This window comes from Clostridium sp. CX1 (assembly GCF_025398335.1).
GTDB classification, from domain to species: Bacteria; Bacillota; Clostridia; order Clostridiales; family Clostridiaceae; genus Clostridium_AM; species Clostridium_AM tanneri.
In genome coordinates this window covers 372,298-392,330 of record NZ_JAODOO010000001.1, presented here as the reverse complement: position 1 = coordinate 392,330, position 20,033 = coordinate 372,298, and the positions used below count along the sequence as shown (strand labels likewise).

17 protein-coding genes, 1 pseudogene and 1 CRISPR repeat array are annotated in these 20,033 nt (G+C 34.4%); of the genes and pseudogenes, 4 read left to right on the top strand and 14 right to left on the bottom strand.

Going from position 1 to position 20,033, the window contains the following annotated elements; translation table 11 throughout:
* Nucleotides 1–1,168 (top strand): IS21 family transposase (gene istA / locus N4T77_RS01800; protein WP_261670000.1); only part of this gene is annotated, 1,168 nt, incomplete at its 5' end.
* Nucleotides 1,161–1,949, top strand: coding sequence for an IS21-like element helper ATPase IstB (gene istB / locus N4T77_RS01795; protein WP_261669998.1), 789 nt, complete (start codon nt 1,161–1,163; stop codon nt 1,947–1,949). The genes istA and istB, both read left to right, overlap by 8 nt.
* A 102-nt stretch (nt 1,950–2,051) precedes the next feature.
* Nucleotides 2,052–6,941: direct repeats of the CRISPR family, unit length 32 nt; unit sequence ATTTCAATCCACACTCCCATGTAGGGAGTGAC.
* A gap of 168 nt (nt 6,942–7,109) precedes the next feature.
* Here the strand turns inward: istB and cas2 are convergent.
* Genes cas2 through cas3 form a run of 7 tightly spaced genes read right to left on the bottom strand, consistent with a single transcriptional unit; the run spans nt 7,110 to nt 14,998 of the window.
* A complete protein-coding gene (gene cas2, locus N4T77_RS01790; protein WP_261669997.1) occupies nt 7,110–7,400 on the bottom strand; it encodes a CRISPR-associated endonuclease Cas2 in 291 nt (96 codons plus the stop codon).
* Between the two features lie 8 nt (nt 7,401–7,408).
* Nucleotides 7,409–8,440 (bottom strand): type I-C CRISPR-associated endonuclease Cas1c, encoded by a 1,032-nt coding sequence (gene cas1c / locus N4T77_RS01785; RefSeq protein ID WP_261669996.1) that lies wholly within the window; start codon nt 8,438–8,440, stop codon nt 7,409–7,411.
* Complete coding sequence (cas4, locus tag N4T77_RS01780; RefSeq protein ID WP_261669995.1) at nt 8,437–9,102, bottom strand: CRISPR-associated protein Cas4; 666 nt, start codon at nt 9,100–9,102, stop codon at nt 8,437–8,439. Before cas4 ends, cas1c begins: the two co-directional genes overlap by 4 nt.
* Complete coding sequence (gene cas7c, locus N4T77_RS01775) at nt 9,092–9,949, bottom strand: type I-C CRISPR-associated protein Cas7/Csd2 (RefSeq protein ID WP_261669993.1); 858 nt, start codon at nt 9,947–9,949, stop codon at nt 9,092–9,094. The genes cas4 and cas7c overlap by 11 nt, the downstream gene beginning before the upstream one ends.
* Before the next feature lie 3 nt (nt 9,950–9,952).
* Entirely contained in the window at nt 9,953–11,857 is a 1,905-nt protein-coding gene (cas8c, locus tag N4T77_RS01770) for a type I-C CRISPR-associated protein Cas8c/Csd1 (RefSeq protein WP_261669992.1), read from the bottom strand.
* A 4-nt stretch (nt 11,858–11,861) separates the two neighbouring features.
* A complete protein-coding gene (gene cas5c, locus N4T77_RS01765; RefSeq protein ID WP_261669990.1) occupies nt 11,862–12,569 on the bottom strand; it encodes a type I-C CRISPR-associated protein Cas5c in 708 nt (235 codons plus the stop codon).
* A gap of 14 nt (nt 12,570–12,583) precedes the next feature.
* Entirely contained in the window at nt 12,584–14,998 is a 2,415-nt protein-coding gene (gene cas3, locus N4T77_RS01760) for a CRISPR-associated helicase Cas3' (RefSeq protein ID WP_261669989.1), read from the bottom strand.
* Between the two features lie 301 nt (nt 14,999–15,299).
* Between cas3 and N4T77_RS01755 the strand changes: the two genes are divergently transcribed.
* Complete coding sequence (locus N4T77_RS01755; RefSeq protein WP_261669987.1) at nt 15,300–15,458, top strand: hypothetical protein; 159 nt, start codon at nt 15,300–15,302, stop codon at nt 15,456–15,458.
* 17 nt (nt 15,459–15,475) lie between these two features.
* Here the strand turns inward: N4T77_RS01755 and N4T77_RS01750 are convergent, their stop codons facing one another.
* Both N4T77_RS01750 and N4T77_RS01745 read right to left on the bottom strand, forming a co-directional pair.
* A complete protein-coding gene (locus tag N4T77_RS01750) occupies nt 15,476–15,883 on the bottom strand; it encodes a hypothetical protein (protein WP_261669986.1) in 408 nt (135 codons plus the stop codon).
* A 14-nt stretch (nt 15,884–15,897) separates the two neighbouring features.
* Nucleotides 15,898–16,134 (bottom strand): transposase, encoded by a 237-nt coding sequence (locus N4T77_RS01745; RefSeq protein WP_261669985.1) that lies wholly within the window; start codon nt 16,132–16,134, stop codon nt 15,898–15,900.
* Between the two features lie 112 nt (nt 16,135–16,246).
* On the opposite strand from N4T77_RS01745, the pseudogene N4T77_RS01740 reads away from it, so the two are divergent.
* Nucleotides 16,247–16,963 (top strand): annotated as a pseudogene (locus N4T77_RS01740) (DUF4180 domain-containing protein); the annotation flags it as partial.
* Between the two features lie 53 nt (nt 16,964–17,016).
* On the opposite strand, the gene N4T77_RS01735 reads toward N4T77_RS01740, so the two are convergent.
* The 5 genes from N4T77_RS01735 to N4T77_RS01715 form a co-directional block, all read right to left on the bottom strand.
* Complete coding sequence (locus N4T77_RS01735) at nt 17,017–17,526, bottom strand: putative ABC transporter permease (RefSeq protein ID WP_261670014.1); 510 nt, start codon at nt 17,524–17,526, stop codon at nt 17,017–17,019.
* Nucleotides 17,527–17,585: 59 nt separating this feature from the next.
* Nucleotides 17,586–17,867, bottom strand: coding sequence for a hypothetical protein (locus N4T77_RS01730; RefSeq protein ID WP_261669983.1), 282 nt, complete (start codon nt 17,865–17,867; stop codon nt 17,586–17,588).
* Nucleotides 17,868–18,068: 201 nt separating this feature from the next.
* Nucleotides 18,069–18,788, bottom strand: coding sequence for an MBL fold metallo-hydrolase (locus N4T77_RS01725; RefSeq protein ID WP_261669982.1), 720 nt, complete (start codon nt 18,786–18,788; stop codon nt 18,069–18,071).
* 71 nt (nt 18,789–18,859) lie between these two features.
* The gene (locus N4T77_RS01720; protein WP_261669981.1) at nt 18,860–19,594 is read right to left on the bottom strand and encodes a bifunctional 2-polyprenyl-6-hydroxyphenol methylase/3-demethylubiquinol 3-O-methyltransferase UbiG; all 735 of its coding nucleotides are present in this window, start codon (nt 19,592–19,594) and stop codon (nt 18,860–18,862) included.
* A 150-nt stretch (nt 19,595–19,744) separates the two neighbouring features.
* Nucleotides 19,745–20,023: a CD3324 family protein gene (locus N4T77_RS01715; RefSeq protein ID WP_261669980.1), complete on the bottom strand. Its 279-nt coding sequence runs from the start codon at nt 20,021–20,023 to the stop codon at nt 19,745–19,747.
* Nucleotides 20,024–20,033 lie beyond the last annotated feature (10 nt).

Below are 20,033 nucleotides of genomic sequence, written 5' to 3'. Positions count from 1 at the left end.
GTATAATATAGATTGGCGTACTGCTAAAAAATATGCTACTTCAGAAGGCAAACCTAAGTACACACTAAGGGAGCCTAAACCTTCAAAGTTAGATGATTTTAAACCCATGATAAACAGCTTGCTTGAAGAAGCACCATATACTGCAGTTAGAATATATGAGATTATTTTAGAAAATGGATATACTGGTAAGCTGGGAATTGTAAAGAAATATGTTAAATCTATTAAGCGAAAGCTTAATAACAAAGCAACTGTAAGATTTGAAACTTTACCCGGAAAGCAAGGACAAGTAGATTGGGGGCACTTTGGTGAGTTCATAGACAAAAACAGCATTAAGCGCAACTTATACTGCTTTCTTATGGTTTTAGGGTACTCAAGAACAAGGTACATTGAATTTGTAACAGATATGACAACCACAACACTAGTAAGGTGTCATAACAATGCGTTTAGGTACTTTAGAGGTTATCCTGATGAAATCCTTTATGACAATATGAAACAGGTAGTAATAAAAAGGGTTCTAAAACAAGAAAATTCAAAGCTTAATCCGCTATTTGAAGACTTTGCTGGATTTTATGGATTTAAGCCTATACTGTGCAGACCATATAGAGGGCAAACTAAGGGAAAAATAGAAAGAACAGTACGGTTTGTTAGAGAGAATTTCTTTGTAGGAATACGATTTGAAAGCATTGATGACCTAAATAAACAGGCGCTAGCCTGGTGTGACAAGGTAAACTCTAGAACACATTCAACTACAAACGAAGTGCCCTTTGATAGACTTAGTAGAGAAAATTTAAACAAGATAGATAGAGAATATGTGCTAAATATTAATGAAATAAGAAAAGTGGAAAAGGACTGCTTGATTTCTTTCCAGAACAACAAGTATTCTGTCCCACCAGAATACATAGGAAAAGAAGTTACAGTTCTATCCACCCAAAACCTACTTAAAGTTTATCATAATGAGATACTTATAGCAACTCATAATATACCTGATACCAAACACAATATGATTGTAACGAAGACGCACTACGATAAGATATCTTCAAAAGAATCAAAGGTGTACAAGAATAGTATATATGATCTATCTGATCGCTATCGCGGAATCTCTGAAGTGGAATGTAGAGATCTTAAAATACTTGATAGTTTGTTCGGGGAGGTAATAAATAATGGATAGGTTGGCATATGAAAGAGTTAAAGAAAATCTTCAAGCACTGGATCTAACAAATACGTATAATATAATTGATAACTATTTGGAAAGAGCCTTAAAGGAAGATCAGAATGTTGTAGAAATTCTTGATTATCTGCTGATGGAAGAAGTGAAATTTAAGGATAAAAGAGCAGCCGATATACAAGTAAGTGTTGCTGCTTTTCCCTATAAAAAGACTCTAGAAGAGTTTGACCTAGATTTTCAGCCCTCTATAGATAAAAAATTGATAGATGAACTAGCAACACTAAGGTTTGTTAACAATGCAGAAAATGTTGTTTTTCTAGGCCCTCCGGGCGTCGGTAAAACGCATCTTGCAATAGCCCTAGGAATAATTGCCGCCAGGCATAGGTATATAACTTACTATATAAGCTGCCAGGATCTTATTACTCAACTAAATAAGGCTCATTTTGAAAACAAGCTGGCTTCTAAGATTAAACATTTTTCTAAATATAAGCTCCTTATAATAGATGAGATAGGTTATCTTCCTATGGATATTCAAGGAGCTAACCTTTTCTTCCAACTTATAGCAAGAAGGTATGAAAAATGTGCGACAATATTCACCTCTAATAAATCCTTCTCTCAATGGGGAGAAGTTTTCTGTGATAATACTATTGCCGCAGCTATTCTAGATAGAGTTCTACACCATGCTACTGTAGTTAACATCAAAGGAGATTCCTATAGACTTAAGGATAGAAAAGAATTCTTAAATAATAAAAAGGATGTTATAAATACCCTCTTGTCTAAATAACCTAGTAACTTTTCTCTGTATTTTTCTAGTGACTTTTTTATGGATTTTTAAATTGCCGTTGACAACATAGATAATTCAGTGCCAGAAAGCACACATGATTTAATTTCAATCCACACTCCCATGTAGGGAGTGACGCATTATGCCAGAGTTTTGTTTTGTAATTAAAAGATTTCAATCCACACTCCCATGTAGGGAGTGACCTAAAGTTCCTGGTATGTCAGTGTCATCATCATTACTATTTCAATCCACACTCCCATGTAGGGAGTGACTCTAATGACCACGTTGCAGTATCTATATTGAATTATTTCAATCCACACTCCCATGTAGGGAGTGACAAGAGAAAAAATACTTAGGAACTTCAAGCCTAGATATTTCAATCCACACTCCCATGTAGGGAGTGACTAAAGGGTCATTTACGTTAGTTATTTTAGAATTATTTCAATCCACACTCCCATGTAGGGAGTGACCAGAGGAAAAGTATAAATATGAGAAATCTTTAGAGATTTCAATCCACACTCCCATGTAGGGAGTGACCCTATTACCGCGGCAAACGCTAGAAAAGTCGATATTTCAATCCACACTCCCATGTAGGGAGTGACAACTCTTTGGAATCAATATAAAGTAAAATTTGAGATTTCAATCCACACTCCCATGTAGGGAGTGACTTTAATGATGATAACTTAGCTATTGATACCAAAATATTTCAATCCACACTCCCATGTAGGGAGTGACGCAGAAAGCTCCCAGCCTTTTTCATCTACAGTTATTTCAATCCACACTCCCATGTAGGGAGTGACCCAGTGTAATCATGGTCTATTATATAGCTCTTAGATTTCAATCCACACTCCCATGTAGGGAGTGACTTATATTTGTATAAAGCTTCGTACAATTTTTGAGATTTCAATCCACACTCCCATGTAGGGAGTGACTTATATTTGTATAAAGCTTCGTACAATTTTTGAGATTTCAATCCACACTCCCATGTAGGGAGTGACTAGATTATATTATGGGATTTATGTGTGGTACAAAGATTTCAATCCACACTCCCATGTAGGGAGTGACACCTCGTTTATATCGCAGTACTGATTGCCTTGTATATTTCAATCCACACTCCCATGTAGGGAGTGACTCCAATAGCCCAGGACTTTCCCGATCCTGACTTCAAATTTCAATCCACACTCCCATGTAGGGAGTGACAGAAACTAGGATTAAAAAATTGTTAGATGATGATAGATTTCAATCCACACTCCCATGTAGGGAGTGACGTTAATGAAACAGAAGAAGGTAAGTTTGAATTAAAAATTTCAATCCACACTCCCATGTAGGGAGTGACTCAGCAATCCCTTCAATTAACGCAACTAAAACTTATTTCAATCCACACTCCCATGTAGGGAGTGACTTGTTGCTGAAGCGTCAGTAATGCTTGTTAATGCTATTTCAATCCACACTCCCATGTAGGGAGTGACCTAAATCTGTTTTGTTCGCCTTTTCCTCCAATTGCATTTCAATCCACACTCCCATGTAGGGAGTGACTAACCACTGACATTATAGTAATTACATTGTCATAAATTTCAATCCACACTCCCATGTAGGGAGTGACATGTTCTTTAGTTGTTCATCTGTATAAGTTCTTACTATTTCAATCCACACTCCCATGTAGGGAGTGACTTGATACTTACTTCTTTTACGCCTAGCAACTTTTAATTTCAATCCACACTCCCATGTAGGGAGTGACTCTACACTGCCAGGTCCTTTTATAGCACCTCTAGCATTTCAATCCACACTCCCATGTAGGGAGTGACTAAATCCTCCTTAAATTTAATTCGCATTATATCCAATTTCAATCCACACTCCCATGTAGGGAGTGACTTTAACTGTATCAGTGATTAAAGTTGCATCATTTTATTTCAATCCACACTCCCATGTAGGGAGTGACTTTAACTGTATCAGTGATTAAAGTTGCATCATTTTATTTCAATCCACACTCCCATGTAGGGAGTGACAGTAAAGATTTAAGTACAAGACTTATAGATGATGATTTCAATCCACACTCCCATGTAGGGAGTGACCAATTATTACTGGACAACAGAGGGGCAATTTAATATTTCAATCCACACTCCCATGTAGGGAGTGACAATCGCTTGCTCTATACCTTCTATCACCATTTACAATTTCAATCCACACTCCCATGTAGGGAGTGACAACCTATTACGTTTTTTCTAGTTACTTGTGTGTATTTCAATCCACACTCCCATGTAGGGAGTGACAAAATTTATAAAAATAAGGAGGAAGTAAAGTAATATTTCAATCCACACTCCCATGTAGGGAGTGACAAAATGTAGATGTCTAAAAGATGATTATGTATGGATTTCAATCCACACTCCCATGTAGGGAGTGACATAATAGAATTAATTTAATAGTTCGGAATTTTAATTTCAATCCACACTCCCATGTAGGGAGTGACTTAAAAGGTGAAGATAGATATAAAACTATGCTGATTTCAATCCACACTCCCATGTAGGGAGTGACAATTTTCTACCTATGCGGTACCAATGATTATTGGAATTTCAATCCACACTCCCATGTAGGGAGTGACTGGTCGTTACAAATGGACAGGAGCAAAGACTATAATTTCAATCCACACTCCCATGTAGGGAGTGACAAAGGACTATTAGCAACGCCATTGCTTACATTGTAATTTCAATCCACACTCCCATGTAGGGAGTGACTTAGCACATATGCCCTTCATTCCTTTGTTAACAGATTTCAATCCACACTCCCATGTAGGGAGTGACTTAATCAAATTATTAAAGAAAAAAGCTATAGATATTTCAATCCACACTCCCATGTAGGGAGTGACTAAATTATACGTATAAAACAATAAATGGTTAAATTATTTCAATCCACACTCCCATGTAGGGAGTGACATAACCAACCACTTAGATTATTGTGCAACGGATATTATTTCAATCCACACTCCCATGTAGGGAGTGACGAAAATAGCACACCATCAAGATGTGCCTTTGATTATTTCAATCCACACTCCCATGTAGGGAGTGACTTTATTATCTCACTCCTTTAATGTCGTAATAATTTCAATTTCAATCCACACTCCCATGTAGGGAGTGACCTACTCTTCCTTTTCGTGTGGTTGAGTCAGGAAACTATTTCAATCCACACTCCCATGTAGGGAGTGACTCCTGTCTTTTCTTTTAAGTTAGGATATCCAGGAATTTCAATCCACACTCCCATGTAGGGAGTGACTAATAAAAAGGAGTAAAAATATGTTAGGTTGGTGATTTCAATCCACACTCCCATGTAGGGAGTGACATAAATACCCAGCTTTTATTTTATCTTCCGTCTTTATTTCAATCCACACTCCCATGTAGGGAGTGACTAGGACTACTAAAGACGATTCAGCTATTGTTATGATTTCAATCCACACTCCCATGTAGGGAGTGACTTTTGTACTATGGTACTTGTCCTTATGAGGTAGGAATTTCAATCCACACTCCCATGTAGGGAGTGACAAAAACATAGCAGAGTCTAAACCTATTGTAGGATTTCAATCCACACTCCCATGTAGGGAGTGACAAGATGCTCCACTACCTTCTACTTTTGCACAAGAAATTTCAATCCACACTCCCATGTAGGGAGTGACATGTTAAGATACAATCTGCTATAGACTACTTAGATATTTCAATCCACACTCCCATGTAGGGAGTGACACACATCATCTATAAATCTGTTATCTTTATAAGTAATTTCAATCCACACTCCCATGTAGGGAGTGACCACATAACAGATAAGTTCACAAAATTCTGACTTAATTTCAATCCACACTCCCATGTAGGGAGTGACTTCATACACTTTTAGGCTCCTTTCTCTTTATAATTATTTCAATCCACACTCCCATGTAGGGAGTGACTCATTATCACTTGTCATTGGTCTTACTGTCATAATTTCAATCCACACTCCCATGTAGGGAGTGACGTGAGAGTAAATACCTAAAGGGAGTGATTTAGGTATTTCAATCCACACTCCCATGTAGGGAGTGACTATTCATCCATCAGCTTATCTTTATATTCTTATCATTTCAATCCACACTCCCATGTAGGGAGTGACAGATTCAACTAGTAAAAAAGCTGGAAGTTACTTAGATTTCAATCCACACTCCCATGTAGGGAGTGACAATAATCAATTTCTAGTGCTAGACCACAGCTAAATTTCAATCCACACTCCCATGTAGGGAGTGACTTCATACACTTTTAGGCTCCTTTCTCTTTATAATTATTTCAATCCACACTCCCATGTAGGGAGTGACGTTTTATAAATAGAGCATTTGATGAATGGGGTAAATTTCAATCCACACTCCCATGTAGGGAGTGACATAGGGTGACAGCAGAAAATTTAAGAGCCATAGCAATTTCAATCCACACTCCCATGTAGGGAGTGACCTATAATACCTTTTCCATCACCGTATAACATTCTTATTTCAATCCACACTCCCATGTAGGGAGTGACCATCTAATCTGTCATAAGGTATGCTTAGACAGAAAATTTCAATCCACACTCCCATGTAGGGAGTGACCTGTTTCCTTGTTGTAATATTCATCCCTATAAAGATTTCAATCCACACTCCCATGTAGGGAGTGACCTGTTATCTTATTTTCTTTTTCTATAGTGAGTTTATTTCAATCCACACTCCCATGTAGGGAGTGACCTTACGATACAAGTAATAATTATAATACTACAATTTCAATCCACACTCCCATGTAGGGAGTGACCTAAATTCTCAGCACTCTTTCCCCATACAACTATAGATTTCAATCCACACTCCCATGTAGGGAGTGACAAAGGATGCTGGCAACTTTTTCGGAATATCTGTAGCAATTTCAATCCACACTCCCATGTAGGGAGTGACTACTTACCTTCTAAAAGTTGTATAAGCTGTTCTTTAATTTCAATCCACACTCCCATGTAGGGAGTGACAGCAAAAATAACCTAAAAGTTATCAACTTCTCAGCTTTCAAGTCGTTTTTTGCAGTTTTAATCTCTAAATAATCATCTCCAATCTAATATTTTATTTTTCACATGCAATTTTTAGTACTTTTTTAGGTGCGAAAGATATGGTGATTTTATGGTTACTTCACATTCGCATTATACTATAAGTGTTCCTTCTACATCAAATGACTCTTTTGCACCTATGTGTACAACTTTGCTTTTATAATTATTTCCTAAGTAATAAAATCTTAAGCTATCTTTATCCTTATCAATAATTTGTTCCAGTTTGTGCTCTATCTCGCGGCATTTAGCTGCATCTGCTACACATTCAAATACCGAATTCTGCACACGCTGTCCGTAGTTAACACATTGTTTTGCCACCATTCTTAAGCGTTTTCTTCCAGCCGCTGTCTCTGTATTTACATCGTAGGTTATCAATACTAACATTTCATCACCTACTTCCACATAAATGGAGGATACCCATCTAGATCACCACGAATATATCGTGCTAATAACATTGCCTGTGTATACGGTACAAGTCCCCACTCTAATTTTTCCTTTAAAAATGGATGTGTAATTACATCTTGTTTTTTGTTCTGCCATGCCTTTAGAATAACTTTTCTTGTATCATCATCCATTATAACCGCTCCATTTTCTTTTTGTGTAAATCCTTTTGCATTTACTTCTCTCTTATTAATCATTGATATAACAAATCTATCTGCATAAACTGAGCGTAGTTCTTCCATCATATCAAGTGCCAGTGAAATCCTTCCTGGTCTATCCCGATGTAAGAATCCAACGTACGGGTCTAGACCTACTGTTTCCAATGCTGCTGCAACATCATGTGCTAAGAGTGTATATACAAATGATAACATGGCATTTACATTGTCTAGAGGTGGTCTCTTGTTCCTACCATTAAAATAAAATGCCTCTTTTTGTTGAAGAATTAAATCGTTAAATACACTAAAATATTGTGATGCTGCCTCCCCTTCAAAACCACGAAGTTGTTCTAAATTTTCACTTCTCTCAACCAGTTTTATGGAATTCGAAAGAGTCTTAGAAATACCTTTTAATTTATCCACATCAAGTCTCATTGCATAGTCTCGAGTTGCACGTTCAATTATCCACCTTGTGTTGAAAATCTTGCCTATAATAAAATTTCTGGAAATTTTATTACTTTCCTCCAAGCTATCTGAAATTCTATACTGAGTTTTTCTAAGTGTTACATTACCTCTAACTTCACCAACTACCCTAGCCAGAAATTTACCACTTTGTGTCATGAAACTTAATGCTATATTACGTTTTGCACAAGCACCCATTAGTGCCGGACTTGCACCAGTATAACCAAATGTAACAATGCCTTCAAGATTATGAAACGGTATTCTTAATACCTCTATTTCTTCCTTTAGAATTACAACATTTTCTCCATCTAGAGATAAATAAGTATTTTGGGAAGTAACATATAAAGTGTTAAGTAATTTTCTCATTTCTCAACCTCCAACAGATTTTCGCTTATATAGTTATCAACTGATGGATTCTTGCATAGCTTTGGAACACAAATTTCAGATAACGAACATGCCTTACAACTTTTAGATAACTTTACTTTAGGTGTATATCTTTTATCATATAATTGGTGCATTTCCTTTGTCATAGTTCTAACTCTTTCACGTAACTCAATATCTAGGACAATTTTAAGCCTCCGTTTTGTTTCTCCATAGAACAAAAATGCTTCTGGAATTTCACATAATAACATTTCCTCTAGGCATATTGCCTGTGCACATAACTGCAATGCATCAGAATCATTTTCTTTAGGCTTTCCTTTTTTATACTCCACAGGGATTGGCCTATAAGTACCCTCCCTGCCGAATATACTTATACCTTTTACACTTTTGTGCAATTCTACAATATCACAGGTTCCTGTAATTCCTAACGAACGAGAAAAAATTGACATTCCTCTAGAAATTATTAAATCGCCACGTTTTTCTGCCAAGGTATTGTCATGAGCTTTCTCATGAAAAATCCCTCCTTCAACTGTACGGAGATTTTCTTGCCACTGCTGTTCAATATGTATTAATGCCCATTGACGTTTACAAAATGCAAAGTGCTGTATACCAGATAATAGAAGATAATCTTCCTCTCTATATTCCATCGTAAATCTCTGGTACTAATCCATCTAAGGCTTCATTAGATACACTATAATCATTAATACTTTTTGGTATTTCAGCAGTTGGCACTAATTTTAGACTTCTATGGACTTTCGCAGAAGAATATTGGCCGATTTGTGAGTTATGCTTCCACCAGTATACCTTGTAAACCTCCATACTTCCATCTGGACGTGCTGATGAACAATCATTTTCGAAAAGTGTAATGAGCGCCTTTTTAATAAACTCACTATCTTCTTCATTGAATCCTGTCTTTTCTGCTAGTTGAGTGTTAATGCTTCCATAGATAACATAAACTCCAAACTCTACTCTATGCTTCATACCCATCGTGTCTGCACTTTTCTTATCTGGATCTTTACCAGTTTCCCCATTAACACTTTTCGTAATTTGCATACTTGATATTTCAATTGGTGAAACGCTTACCGCTGAATGTATTGATACAGGTCCTCTTATGCCTATTGAAACTGAGTTATCATCACCTGCTTTAAACGCAAATACTTGTCCAAAGCTCCTAACATCAATCCATTTTTCACAAGCTAATGCTGCATATTTCTCCTTATCCTTACTTAGCTTTTTAAGTTCTGCACAACCATCTGCTCTATCCTTTAAACTTCTAAAACCATCTGATCTTCTTTCATCTGATTGAACAAATATTGCTTGTCCCATGTCCTGTAAGCGATTTCTGATTTTTCTTTTAATACAAACATCAGAAATTTCCCCATGACCTTCATAATTCTCTCTAGGTCTATTTCCATTCAAAGGATCACCGTTTGGGTTCGCATTTTTTACAGAAATAACAACTGCAAAGTCAATTTTGTTATTAAATTTACTCATGATTTATTTCCCCTTTTCGCTTATTTTATTTAGCTTTTTTTCTACTGCTTCTTGAATTCTTTGATTTTTTTCATCAATAAAAACCTGTCTTTGGCAATAATATCCCAAGATATAGCTGTCATTTAATTGCTTAGAACTTGTAAATTCTTCAAACGAAAGCATAGAATTAATTTTTGTCATTAACTCTACTAAGTTTACACCTTTTGCTCCTAATCTAGATACATATGGTTTAAGTTTATCTGTAATAATCCCCCAAGTCTTATATGGATGAAGCTTAAACTGATGCATTAATCTTTCTGCATTAGTATCTCTCTTTTCTCCTGTAGTACTTAATGCCCATTCTTCTATTTGCTGTGCTACTGCTAAAAGTCTACCAAATAAATAACTTCTATCAGTCTGATTTTCATCAAGTGCCATTCTCCATTCCTCCTTAAACTTATCATATCTATATTTTTTCACTAAAGCACAAGTTATAGTTAGTGTTTTTTCCCATTCCCACTTTTCCATTAAAACTGGATTTGAAGCACGATTTACTGCTGAATTCACAATATCATATGGTAATCTAGAATTATCAATAATGCATGGTAACAATCTCTCTATGGTTGCCTTTTTAAGCTTGTCGTTTATTTTATTGCCATAAGCTGTTAGAGCTATATCTCTTGGTGATGGTGCTCCTATAAAAGTAATAGACTTAAACTTCTGTTTTCCCTTTTCATTAAATCCATCCTGCACTTCTTTATAGGTATGTTTCCATATACAACTTCCATGCCAGCGCTCTATCCTAGACAAAAAATCTGAACCATAAAGTTCTCTATAATAGGATATGGATAACCTTCCTGTTGTTGCGGCCTCCAATCCCATTACAATAATTTCAGCCTTTGTATCTAAGTCACAAGCATATCCTGCAATAGCCTTATTTAGCCTTTCAGCAAATTCTTTTTCAGTTGAAATCGTGGTAATAGTATCTTCTCCAAAAAGACTATCTTCCGTATCTTCAAGAATCCCTGGAATAGACTGATCCTTAGTTCCCCAAGCAACTATTACCTGCTCGCCATTTCTATATCCTTGTTTATCAATAAGCCAACGTAAGGCATTATGCGCTTTCTGTGAGGTTTCATAACCAATGCTAACCACTTGATTTTTGTCTTCAAATCGTCCACGATATGTAAAGCCATCAGGGTCATTTGCTGAAATTAGCTTTGATTTATCAGCTGTGTTCCTAACCTTTGCTGGATGTTTTTGTGAACAAGGAATTTTCTCTCCACGTACATAACACAAATCTGAGCTTTCTTGAATACTTGAATAATATTTAATATAGCTTTCATAGATTTTACTATCAAGCCATACAGCTGACTCATCCTCCTTTGGAATTTCAACTCTAAACCTTATAAATGCATCACTTTGAGCACTTGCTCCAAGCTTTATTCCTTTTGATATATTTCCATCCTCATCGCATACTAATATTTTGTTTTTTATTAAATCTGTCATTAGAGTCTTCTTCTTTAAATAATTTAAAACTGCACTTACCTTTCTATTAGAATAAGGGCTCTTACACCAACCTTGAAGTTGCTCTATATATTTATTATAGTATTCTTCAGCCTTTTTCTTAGAAACATAATTAGCATAGTCACCCGCCACATATTGTAATTTATCGCAAAGTGGATGTGGTGCTATTCCACTACTTCTAGTTGCTGAATCTTCTGTTACAGGAATAATTGTGACAATGTCATCTTTTTCTAGAATCTTTGCCCTTAACAAATTACCATCACCATTAATAACGACTTCTATTTGAGCATTTTGCGTTGAATGTGCTATTGGAAGAAGAGGTGTTGTATCCTTATTTACTATAACGCCTACTTCACTGTTACAATTCTCATAAGTTTCATAGAGCTTATAAATCCAACTCAATATACTATCCCTCCATTTCAAATTCCTCAAATCCAGTGAAATTACTTTTACCAAACACCTTAGGTTTCATTGAAGAAATCTCTCTTTTAATTGTGCATTCCTCTGGTTTTAAAAACTCGATTACTCCATTTTCCATCACTGGTACCCATAATCTCGCAGTTAACTTGTCTTCTCCTGTTTCATCTGGGTAGTCAAAGCCATGAAACATTAGTCCAAAGGAAAGTGAGCCATAGTTATCGTATGCACCCTCACCCTCTCCAAATTTACATGGTTCAACATAACCTTGACATTCCCTTGTTCCTAAGAAGATATCTCGTCTGCCACCACAATTTATCATTCTCTTAGCTATAAAGTAATGTTTATTCTCATTTCTATCTTGTTCTAAATTAGGTCTATTGTAATTCCATTCAAAATGAGCTCTTACTTGATATTCAACATCTGATAGATATGTATAAATAGATAGAGTATTTCCTCCATTAAAGTTCACAGGGCGTATTCCTTGAGATTGAGTTTTAATCAACTTCATAACTCTTACCTCATCAATTACCCATATTATTGTAGGCTTCCAATACACGCTTTCTAGTATCCCCTTTAATGCCTGATAGGTTGGAACTTGGTATGTAAATTTTTCTCCACCTATTCTGTTTATAGGATCGGTAAAAAGTGCATATCGTCCACTAATTTTAAACTCAACGCTATTTTTCTTTTCCACTTATCTCACCTTCTTTATATGTTATAAAAGTCCATTGTTTGTTTTTCCAGCGTTACACCTATATCTTCCTTATAGAAACCCTCTCTAAGAGCAAGTACTCCACCATTCCTTAATTCAATAATTCCATCTAAATCATCTAATTTTCTTTTATCAATATCAAATAAATTAACAGAATACTGTTGAGCTCTATTTAGATACGTTTTCAACTCACTTAAAGAACATTCCCCATTTATAAGAGTTATAATTTCTTTACCCTTTTGGTAAGGAACAATAACTCCTGTTGTTTTTTGATCTATTACCTCAAACTTATCTCCTGCTGTTTTAAACGCTTGTTTTAGAATTAAATTTGGATTAGTGTCATGCCTTCCTCTAAAAGCACTGACTCCATCAGTATTTGTCGATAATAAATCATACATTGTTTTATCATTATTAGGCTTCTTCAACGTATAGTTCATTTCCACACTTCTGTTATAAAAATAATATTGATAGTATCTATCCATAGCTTTTGAAGAAAGTAAATCGTTATCAAATTCCATTGGATTTTTCTTAAACTCTTCAAGTACCCTTAATGTACATTCTTGTCCTTCTTTAATATCAACTAATTTATCAACATTTTCACCTTCAACATTAACTATAAAGACATCACTACATTTTCTTTCTCCATGTCGATTACATCTGCCAGCTGCTTGAGCAATACTATCAAGCCCCGCAAGTGACCTCACAACACACTCAAAAGAGATGTTAACTCCAGCTTCTATCAATTGTGTACTTATACAGATTACTCTCTCATTACCTAACTTACTTTTTATATCTTTAAGAACATCCATTCTATGTGCTGGGCACATACTTGTACTTAAATGAAAAATTAAATACTTATCTTTTTTAGGCAAATCTTTGTTCATTTTTTTAAGCTCATTAAAAAGTTCTTTTGCTGAATTTTTAGTATTTAAAATTATCAGCACACTTTTTAAATATCTCATCTTATCTAAAACAAAATTTCCCAAAGAAACTGTACTATAGCCTCCAATAATCCTGTTGTCAATCAAATTCACACGTTTAAATTCCTTGAATTTTTCTTGAATATTAGGAACCATATTTGAATGTTCACTTAATTTCAAGGGCATTTCCGTTGTTCCTAAAAGCGGTTGCGTTGCTGTACAAAGCACTATAGTAGCATTACAAATATTTGATAAAAAATTAGTTGCACTGTTAAACATACTAATACACTTAATTGGAATTGATTGAATTTCATCAAATATGATGATTGAATTTGCCAGGTTATGTAATCTTCTTATAGCTTGTGTTCCTCCACTAAACAAAGTATCCATGAACTGAACCATAGTAGTAAGAATAATAGGACTATCCCATCTCTCAGTTAAAAGTTTATAATCTTCCCCAGCATTATCAATAATAATATTTGAATGATGTTCAAGAACAATATCCTCTCTACCTAAAATATCTTTAATTTCCTTAGCATTTTGCTCTATGATTGTAGTATAAGGTACTACGTATAAAATCCTATCTTTACTAAATTCTTTAGCATGATGTATAGCATATCGTAAGCTAGAAAGAGTTTTTCCACCACCTGTTGGAACTGAAAGCTGATATATTCCCGTGTTGTTCTTCGCAAAATCCCTACAAGATCTTGAAACTTCTTCTCTCAATAAGTCCATCTTAGTCTCTTTAGGATAACCTTCTAGTTTATTTTCCAGTATATCTGCAAGTTCATTCCATAAAGCTGGTTTGTCAACTTTATGTTGCTGCTCAGCACCTTCCATAAATGCATATGTATCATATCTATCTGCGTCTATAACCGAACTAAAAAGGTACTTCTGTAAAAATCCTACTGAAAATAATCTAAATTTCAAAGTAATATCTTTTTTATCTGAAATAGGTATTGCATTAATTTTACCAATAATAGATTTTATCTCAGCTTTAGATTTATTAAACAACTTCTTAATCTGTTCCATGTCAAGGCACTCATTTTTAAAATTAGATTGTGCTTCTTCATAAAAAATTTCTTTATCTGTATTCATTTTATAATTAAATACATCCATACCACTTAAGTCTAGACAATCTATTAAACCACCATGGTGGGAACAAATGGCTAATGAAATAAGTTGTGCTGTGATTTTTTCATATTGATTAGTTGTATTATAAAAGTTGCCATAAATAAGCTTAGCTCCTGCTGTGGAATGGTTGATTTTTCCCTTAAGAGACTTATCTTTAGGATTAGCTGAACTGTAATGTATATAGGAATTAAATTGCTCTGTTTCTTTTCCCATATCGTGAAGAATGCCAATTAATTCTCCTGTTGCATTAAGTGATATTTTTGCACCATGGTCCTTGGACAATGCAGAAACATTATATAAGTGTTCTTTAACACTCTGTTCCTTTAAAGTTATTGGATTGATGTGAGCACAAAACATATAATCACTCCTTTGCTGACTTTAGCTATAACAGCTTGATGTTAATGTAAAATATTACTTTTACACCAAATTGCTCATATAGTTACATTATATTCCTCAAAACTCTGTTTTTCCATATTTTCCTGTAAATCTAGATACTTATTTTTAAACTTTATGAAATATTTTTTGTTATTTCCTATATATAATTACATAAAGCCTTAGACCTCAACGCTAGCATCCTAAATTATATGAAAAAGTATAGTCCCCCTGAACAAAAACTCCGCCCAAACATCGGTCTAAGGAGAAATCGAATATATTATGTATGATCATAGATTCAAATTCTCATATAATTTTAGATGAAGAGACATTAAAATCTAAAAAAGATGACTCTGATAAAGATGGGAGCGAGTTTATGTATTTTATACTTAAATTTTGGTTTTCTCGCAATTTTGGTGAAAAATTTATATACTTGCCTACTTAGTTAATACAAGTAAGTTATCAATCACATATTTCCTGATAGTTCAATACCTTCAATCTCAATAATTCAAATTTACACCTTTCATAGCTTGTACGTTTTATTCTCTTAACCTTGCTTACCATGCCTTCTAAAAGGCCGTTTGTATAACTAGTCCTAGTGCTGTTTTTAACTGAAACTAAATCATTTTCCATTCCTGAAATAAAAGAGTTTAGTTCTAATATATTAATGATTGCAGGCTTAGATTTATTTTCATAATCAAGTCTTATTGTGTATGAGTTCCTTCTTATGCCAGTTCTGCTCATACATGCAGAGAGAGATAATCGTGTTCCATCATATCCTTTTTCTTTTATAATATTAAATATTTCTTGATGCGTTTTTTCTTCATAAGAGAGTTTAATTATCAATTCTTTAGAGAGTTTAATTATCAATTCTTTGAATATGTTTAATTTACTTCCACGTTTAAACCCTTTCTCCCATAGGCTATATAATCATCTCTACTAACCGATTTAATGTGTGTGTAGTTTTTCAGCCAATTGGAAACTGTATCTTTATTTCTACTAGGTAATATATCTAGTATTTGTCTTTTATCCATATCAAATATTAATGTACAATAGTTCTTGCTTTTTTTAAATGCAAAATCATCTATGCCTATATTGACAACATTCTTATCTATTTTCATAGCAGATATATTTTAATATGTTATTCATTTTACTAAAAGCATTGCTATTAACTATCACTTTCGACTTTCTAAAAAGCGTCTTAGCATAATAGGTAGTATCTATACACCATAGCTATATACCATAACTGAGGAAGGCCTTAAGGAGCTAAAAGAATGGATTATGTCATCACCAGAAGCTCCTGAGATAAAAAAGACATTTTTAATACAGCTTGCATGGTCAGATATGTTAAATACTCAGGAACTAAATGAATTGCTCTCCAAATATGAAGAGGAACTCCAAGTGCAGTTAGTTATGCAGCAGGAAAAAGACAGACGTGCTCTTCACTGGCCTAATAGAAGCACTAGAGAAAGATTTATATGGGAGAGGATTTCAGAAAATATTATTTCAACCTATAATAATGAATTGAATTGGGTCCGAGAAACCCGTCAAAAGTTATTTGAAAATCTAGATATAAAGGAGAAAGATAAAATGAATTATCAAATTATAGAAATGAATAATAAAAAATACATAGAGTTGATTTCTGCTACCAACCCTTTAAGTACTGAGAATGATGCACTTGACCTAGTAGCTTTAACCGGTGAACATGACACATATCTGCTTATGATCCATTATGCTGCCTTATCTAAAGACTTCTTCAAGCTTAAGACTAGAGTAGCAGGTGATATGCTTCAAAAGTTTATTAACTATGGTGTAAAAACTGTGGCTGTCATTCCCCAGGAGATCATGGAAAAAGGCAGATTTAGAGAAATGGCCTTAGAAACCAATAAGGGCAATCATTTTAGAATGTATGGAAGTAAAGAAGAAGCTGAGGAATGGCTTCTAAGATAGAGGACTGCTGAAATTACATCAGTCCTCTTTACACAAAATTAATAGGTCTTATTCTATTGCAATGTAACTAACTTTCTAAAATAACTAAATAAACTTCCCGTTTTTTCTTCTCCATAATGATAATTAGTCAAGACATCATCAAGCCAAATAATGACTACAGTTAACATGTACCACCATATGCAATTTCGAAAGCATATCTGACCCATGAAGTTACATTTATCATGAGAATAATTCCATAGATTTAAGCTTAAGTATATATTGAAAAATATACCTGCAAGTAATTCTATTCCAGTAATCAAAGAACCTCCCATAATCATCTTCTGCCACATCTTCAAATTGTAATAGCCAGGCACATCATTTAAAGACCCAATTAATACTGCACAAAACCCACCTATTGGGAACATCCATAAGGAAGTCCAACCACATAAGCTCCATTTGGATATTCCATCAAAGCCTACTAATGCACCACCATAAGCCCTTGAAAATACTTCTATATTCAAATATATACTGCCAAATATAAGAAAATGAACTATCTTATTCTTTTTATACTTCAATAATACCACCTCTGCGTTGTAGTATTGCCGGTTGGAATAACTGTGTACCATTTATCCTTAATGAAAACTTAAGGATTATTTCTTTTTTTTCTATGTGCTAACCATGCTGTTTTTAATGATGAATACAATCCAACAGCTGCTGATCCATAAAAACCACCCATAAAAATACCAGCACTTAGATTCCCTCGATGACTAAAAAATATTGAGATAATAAATCCAATGATTGTTGCAATTGTTGGAAAATATTTTCGTGGTATGGGAAACAGCTTAAAAATCTGTGTTAATAAAACAATTAACGGCACTGCAATTACGGCATCCCAAAAATTAGTATGTATATCTGGAAAGTTCATGTTAATTATCCTTTCGGTATTTATATTATTAAAAAATGTGAATATTTAAATTTGGTGTTCTTTACGTCTTAATACTGATTGTTACTAGTATTCCCAAAAAATAAAGAAGTACTACTTTCCATTTAGTAGTACCTATTTTAACATCCTAACCACTAGAGGATAGGAAGATGTGGCATTATTTCCCTATCTTTCGGAGTAGCTTCAAATATTCTGTAGAGCCTCTGATATATTTTCTTTATATTCACCTCCATGATAGCAGATTATTTTTTCTATATCATAATTTAGCAACTTTAAAACAGACTTTTTTGCTTCCGGCATATCCAAGGTAAATTGTGGTGCTGCGATTTCAAGTTTACCATTTTCTATTGCTAATGCATCTCCACTAATTAAAACTTTACACTTATTTATATAAAGTGAAATATGCCCTGGCATATGTCCAGGAGTTTCCACAATTTCGATTCCTCCGCACCAAGGAAAGTAATCTCCATCTTTTACAGTGAAATCTACTTCTACATTTTCAACGGCTTTTAAAATATCTTGAAATACTCTCCCTGCCTCCTGTTGCTCTGGAGGCAAAAGTAACTGAGTTTGTTCTGCCTGCTGAAGTCGTAATGACCTAGCCTTTCCTTCGATATAAGGAGCATTCTTTTCACTTGCAATTACTTGAACCCTCGGATACTTTCTCTTGATTGCAGCTAAGCTTCCCATGTGGTCGTGGTCATGATGTGTTATGATTACCTTTGTCAATTCAGAAAAGTCAATACCTTTTTCCTTAGCAGACTGTTCTAATTTTGGGAGAAACTCTGGGTACCCACAATCTATTAGAATCATTTCATTTTTATCTTTAAGTATAACAGGATAGATTGTATCTTCTCCATAACCAAAATCAAAAGAAACATTTAAAACAACTATATATTCCATAAATTCTCTCCTTTTTCTCTAAAGTATATATAATCACTGAAGTTGGAAACAGCCCATATACTTAAGGTAATTTATTTTTTTCTAGCAGATATTATAAGAAACATTGGTCTTCGTAACTCATCTTCACAATCTGGGTATGCTTTAAGAAAGGCTGCATCAGCCTTTGGTTCAACTAGTCCTGTTAACTCAAAACCAGACTTGAGAATAATGTTTACATAAGTAGTTAGTGTTTTATGGTATTTTATTACTTCTTCCCCTAGAAAAATAGCCTTCCGTGTTCCTTCATCAAAATACCTATCAACAGGCCAGTGCATACGGTTGCCCTGTTCGTCGTAGTACCAGTCCTGTTCCCCATAAGCTGTAAATATTGGATGTTCCACAGAAAAAATAAAATCTCCACCTTTTGAAAGGCAGGTATTTACTTTTTTACAAATGTCATTAAAAGATTGAATATAGTGAAGCGCTAAAGAACTTACAACTATGTCAAAGCTATCTGCAGGAAAATCTATATCTTCAATTGCCATATGCTTGTATTCCACAGAAGATGCTTGATGTTTTTTCTTAGCTACCTCCAGCATTTTTTCAGAGATGTCAACGCCAACTACGGACTTAGCTCCTTGTTCAACGGCATATTGACAGTGCCAGCCAAAGCCACATCCCAAATCCAAAACCCGCTTATTACGTAAATCAGGCAGCATTTTTTGCAGCACAGGCCATTCCCCTGCAGCCTTTAATCCCCCGATGGAACGAGGCATTTGACTATATTGGTTAAAAAAATTGATATCATCATATTTATTTTCTTTCATTATTCCTCACCTTTATTTCTATTTATTATTTAATAAAAATGATATCACAGCAATTGCTCATAAAGCTATTTCATAAATGATTCTGTCTTATTTATAACCTTACATAAATAAAAGGAATATTTGTCTTCATACAAATACTCCTCTTATTATTTATCTAGTTAATTCTCTACATTCTCTTATTATTCTTCTTATACTATTTTCTGTTAGATAGTAGTTACTAGCTAGTTCTTTAACGGATGTTCCTGCTAGAAACTTCTGAAATATGTCATTATTTCTCTTAGCTAGTTCAAGCTTAACTCCACTATCTTGTCCCCATGATTTTTTATTGTTATCTTTCTTAGGTATATATAAATATATCCCATCAACATACTGTTGAAGTTGATGAAGAATATCATTTGGTAATATATTCTGCGCATTTTCATATTTCATGTTTTTGCTC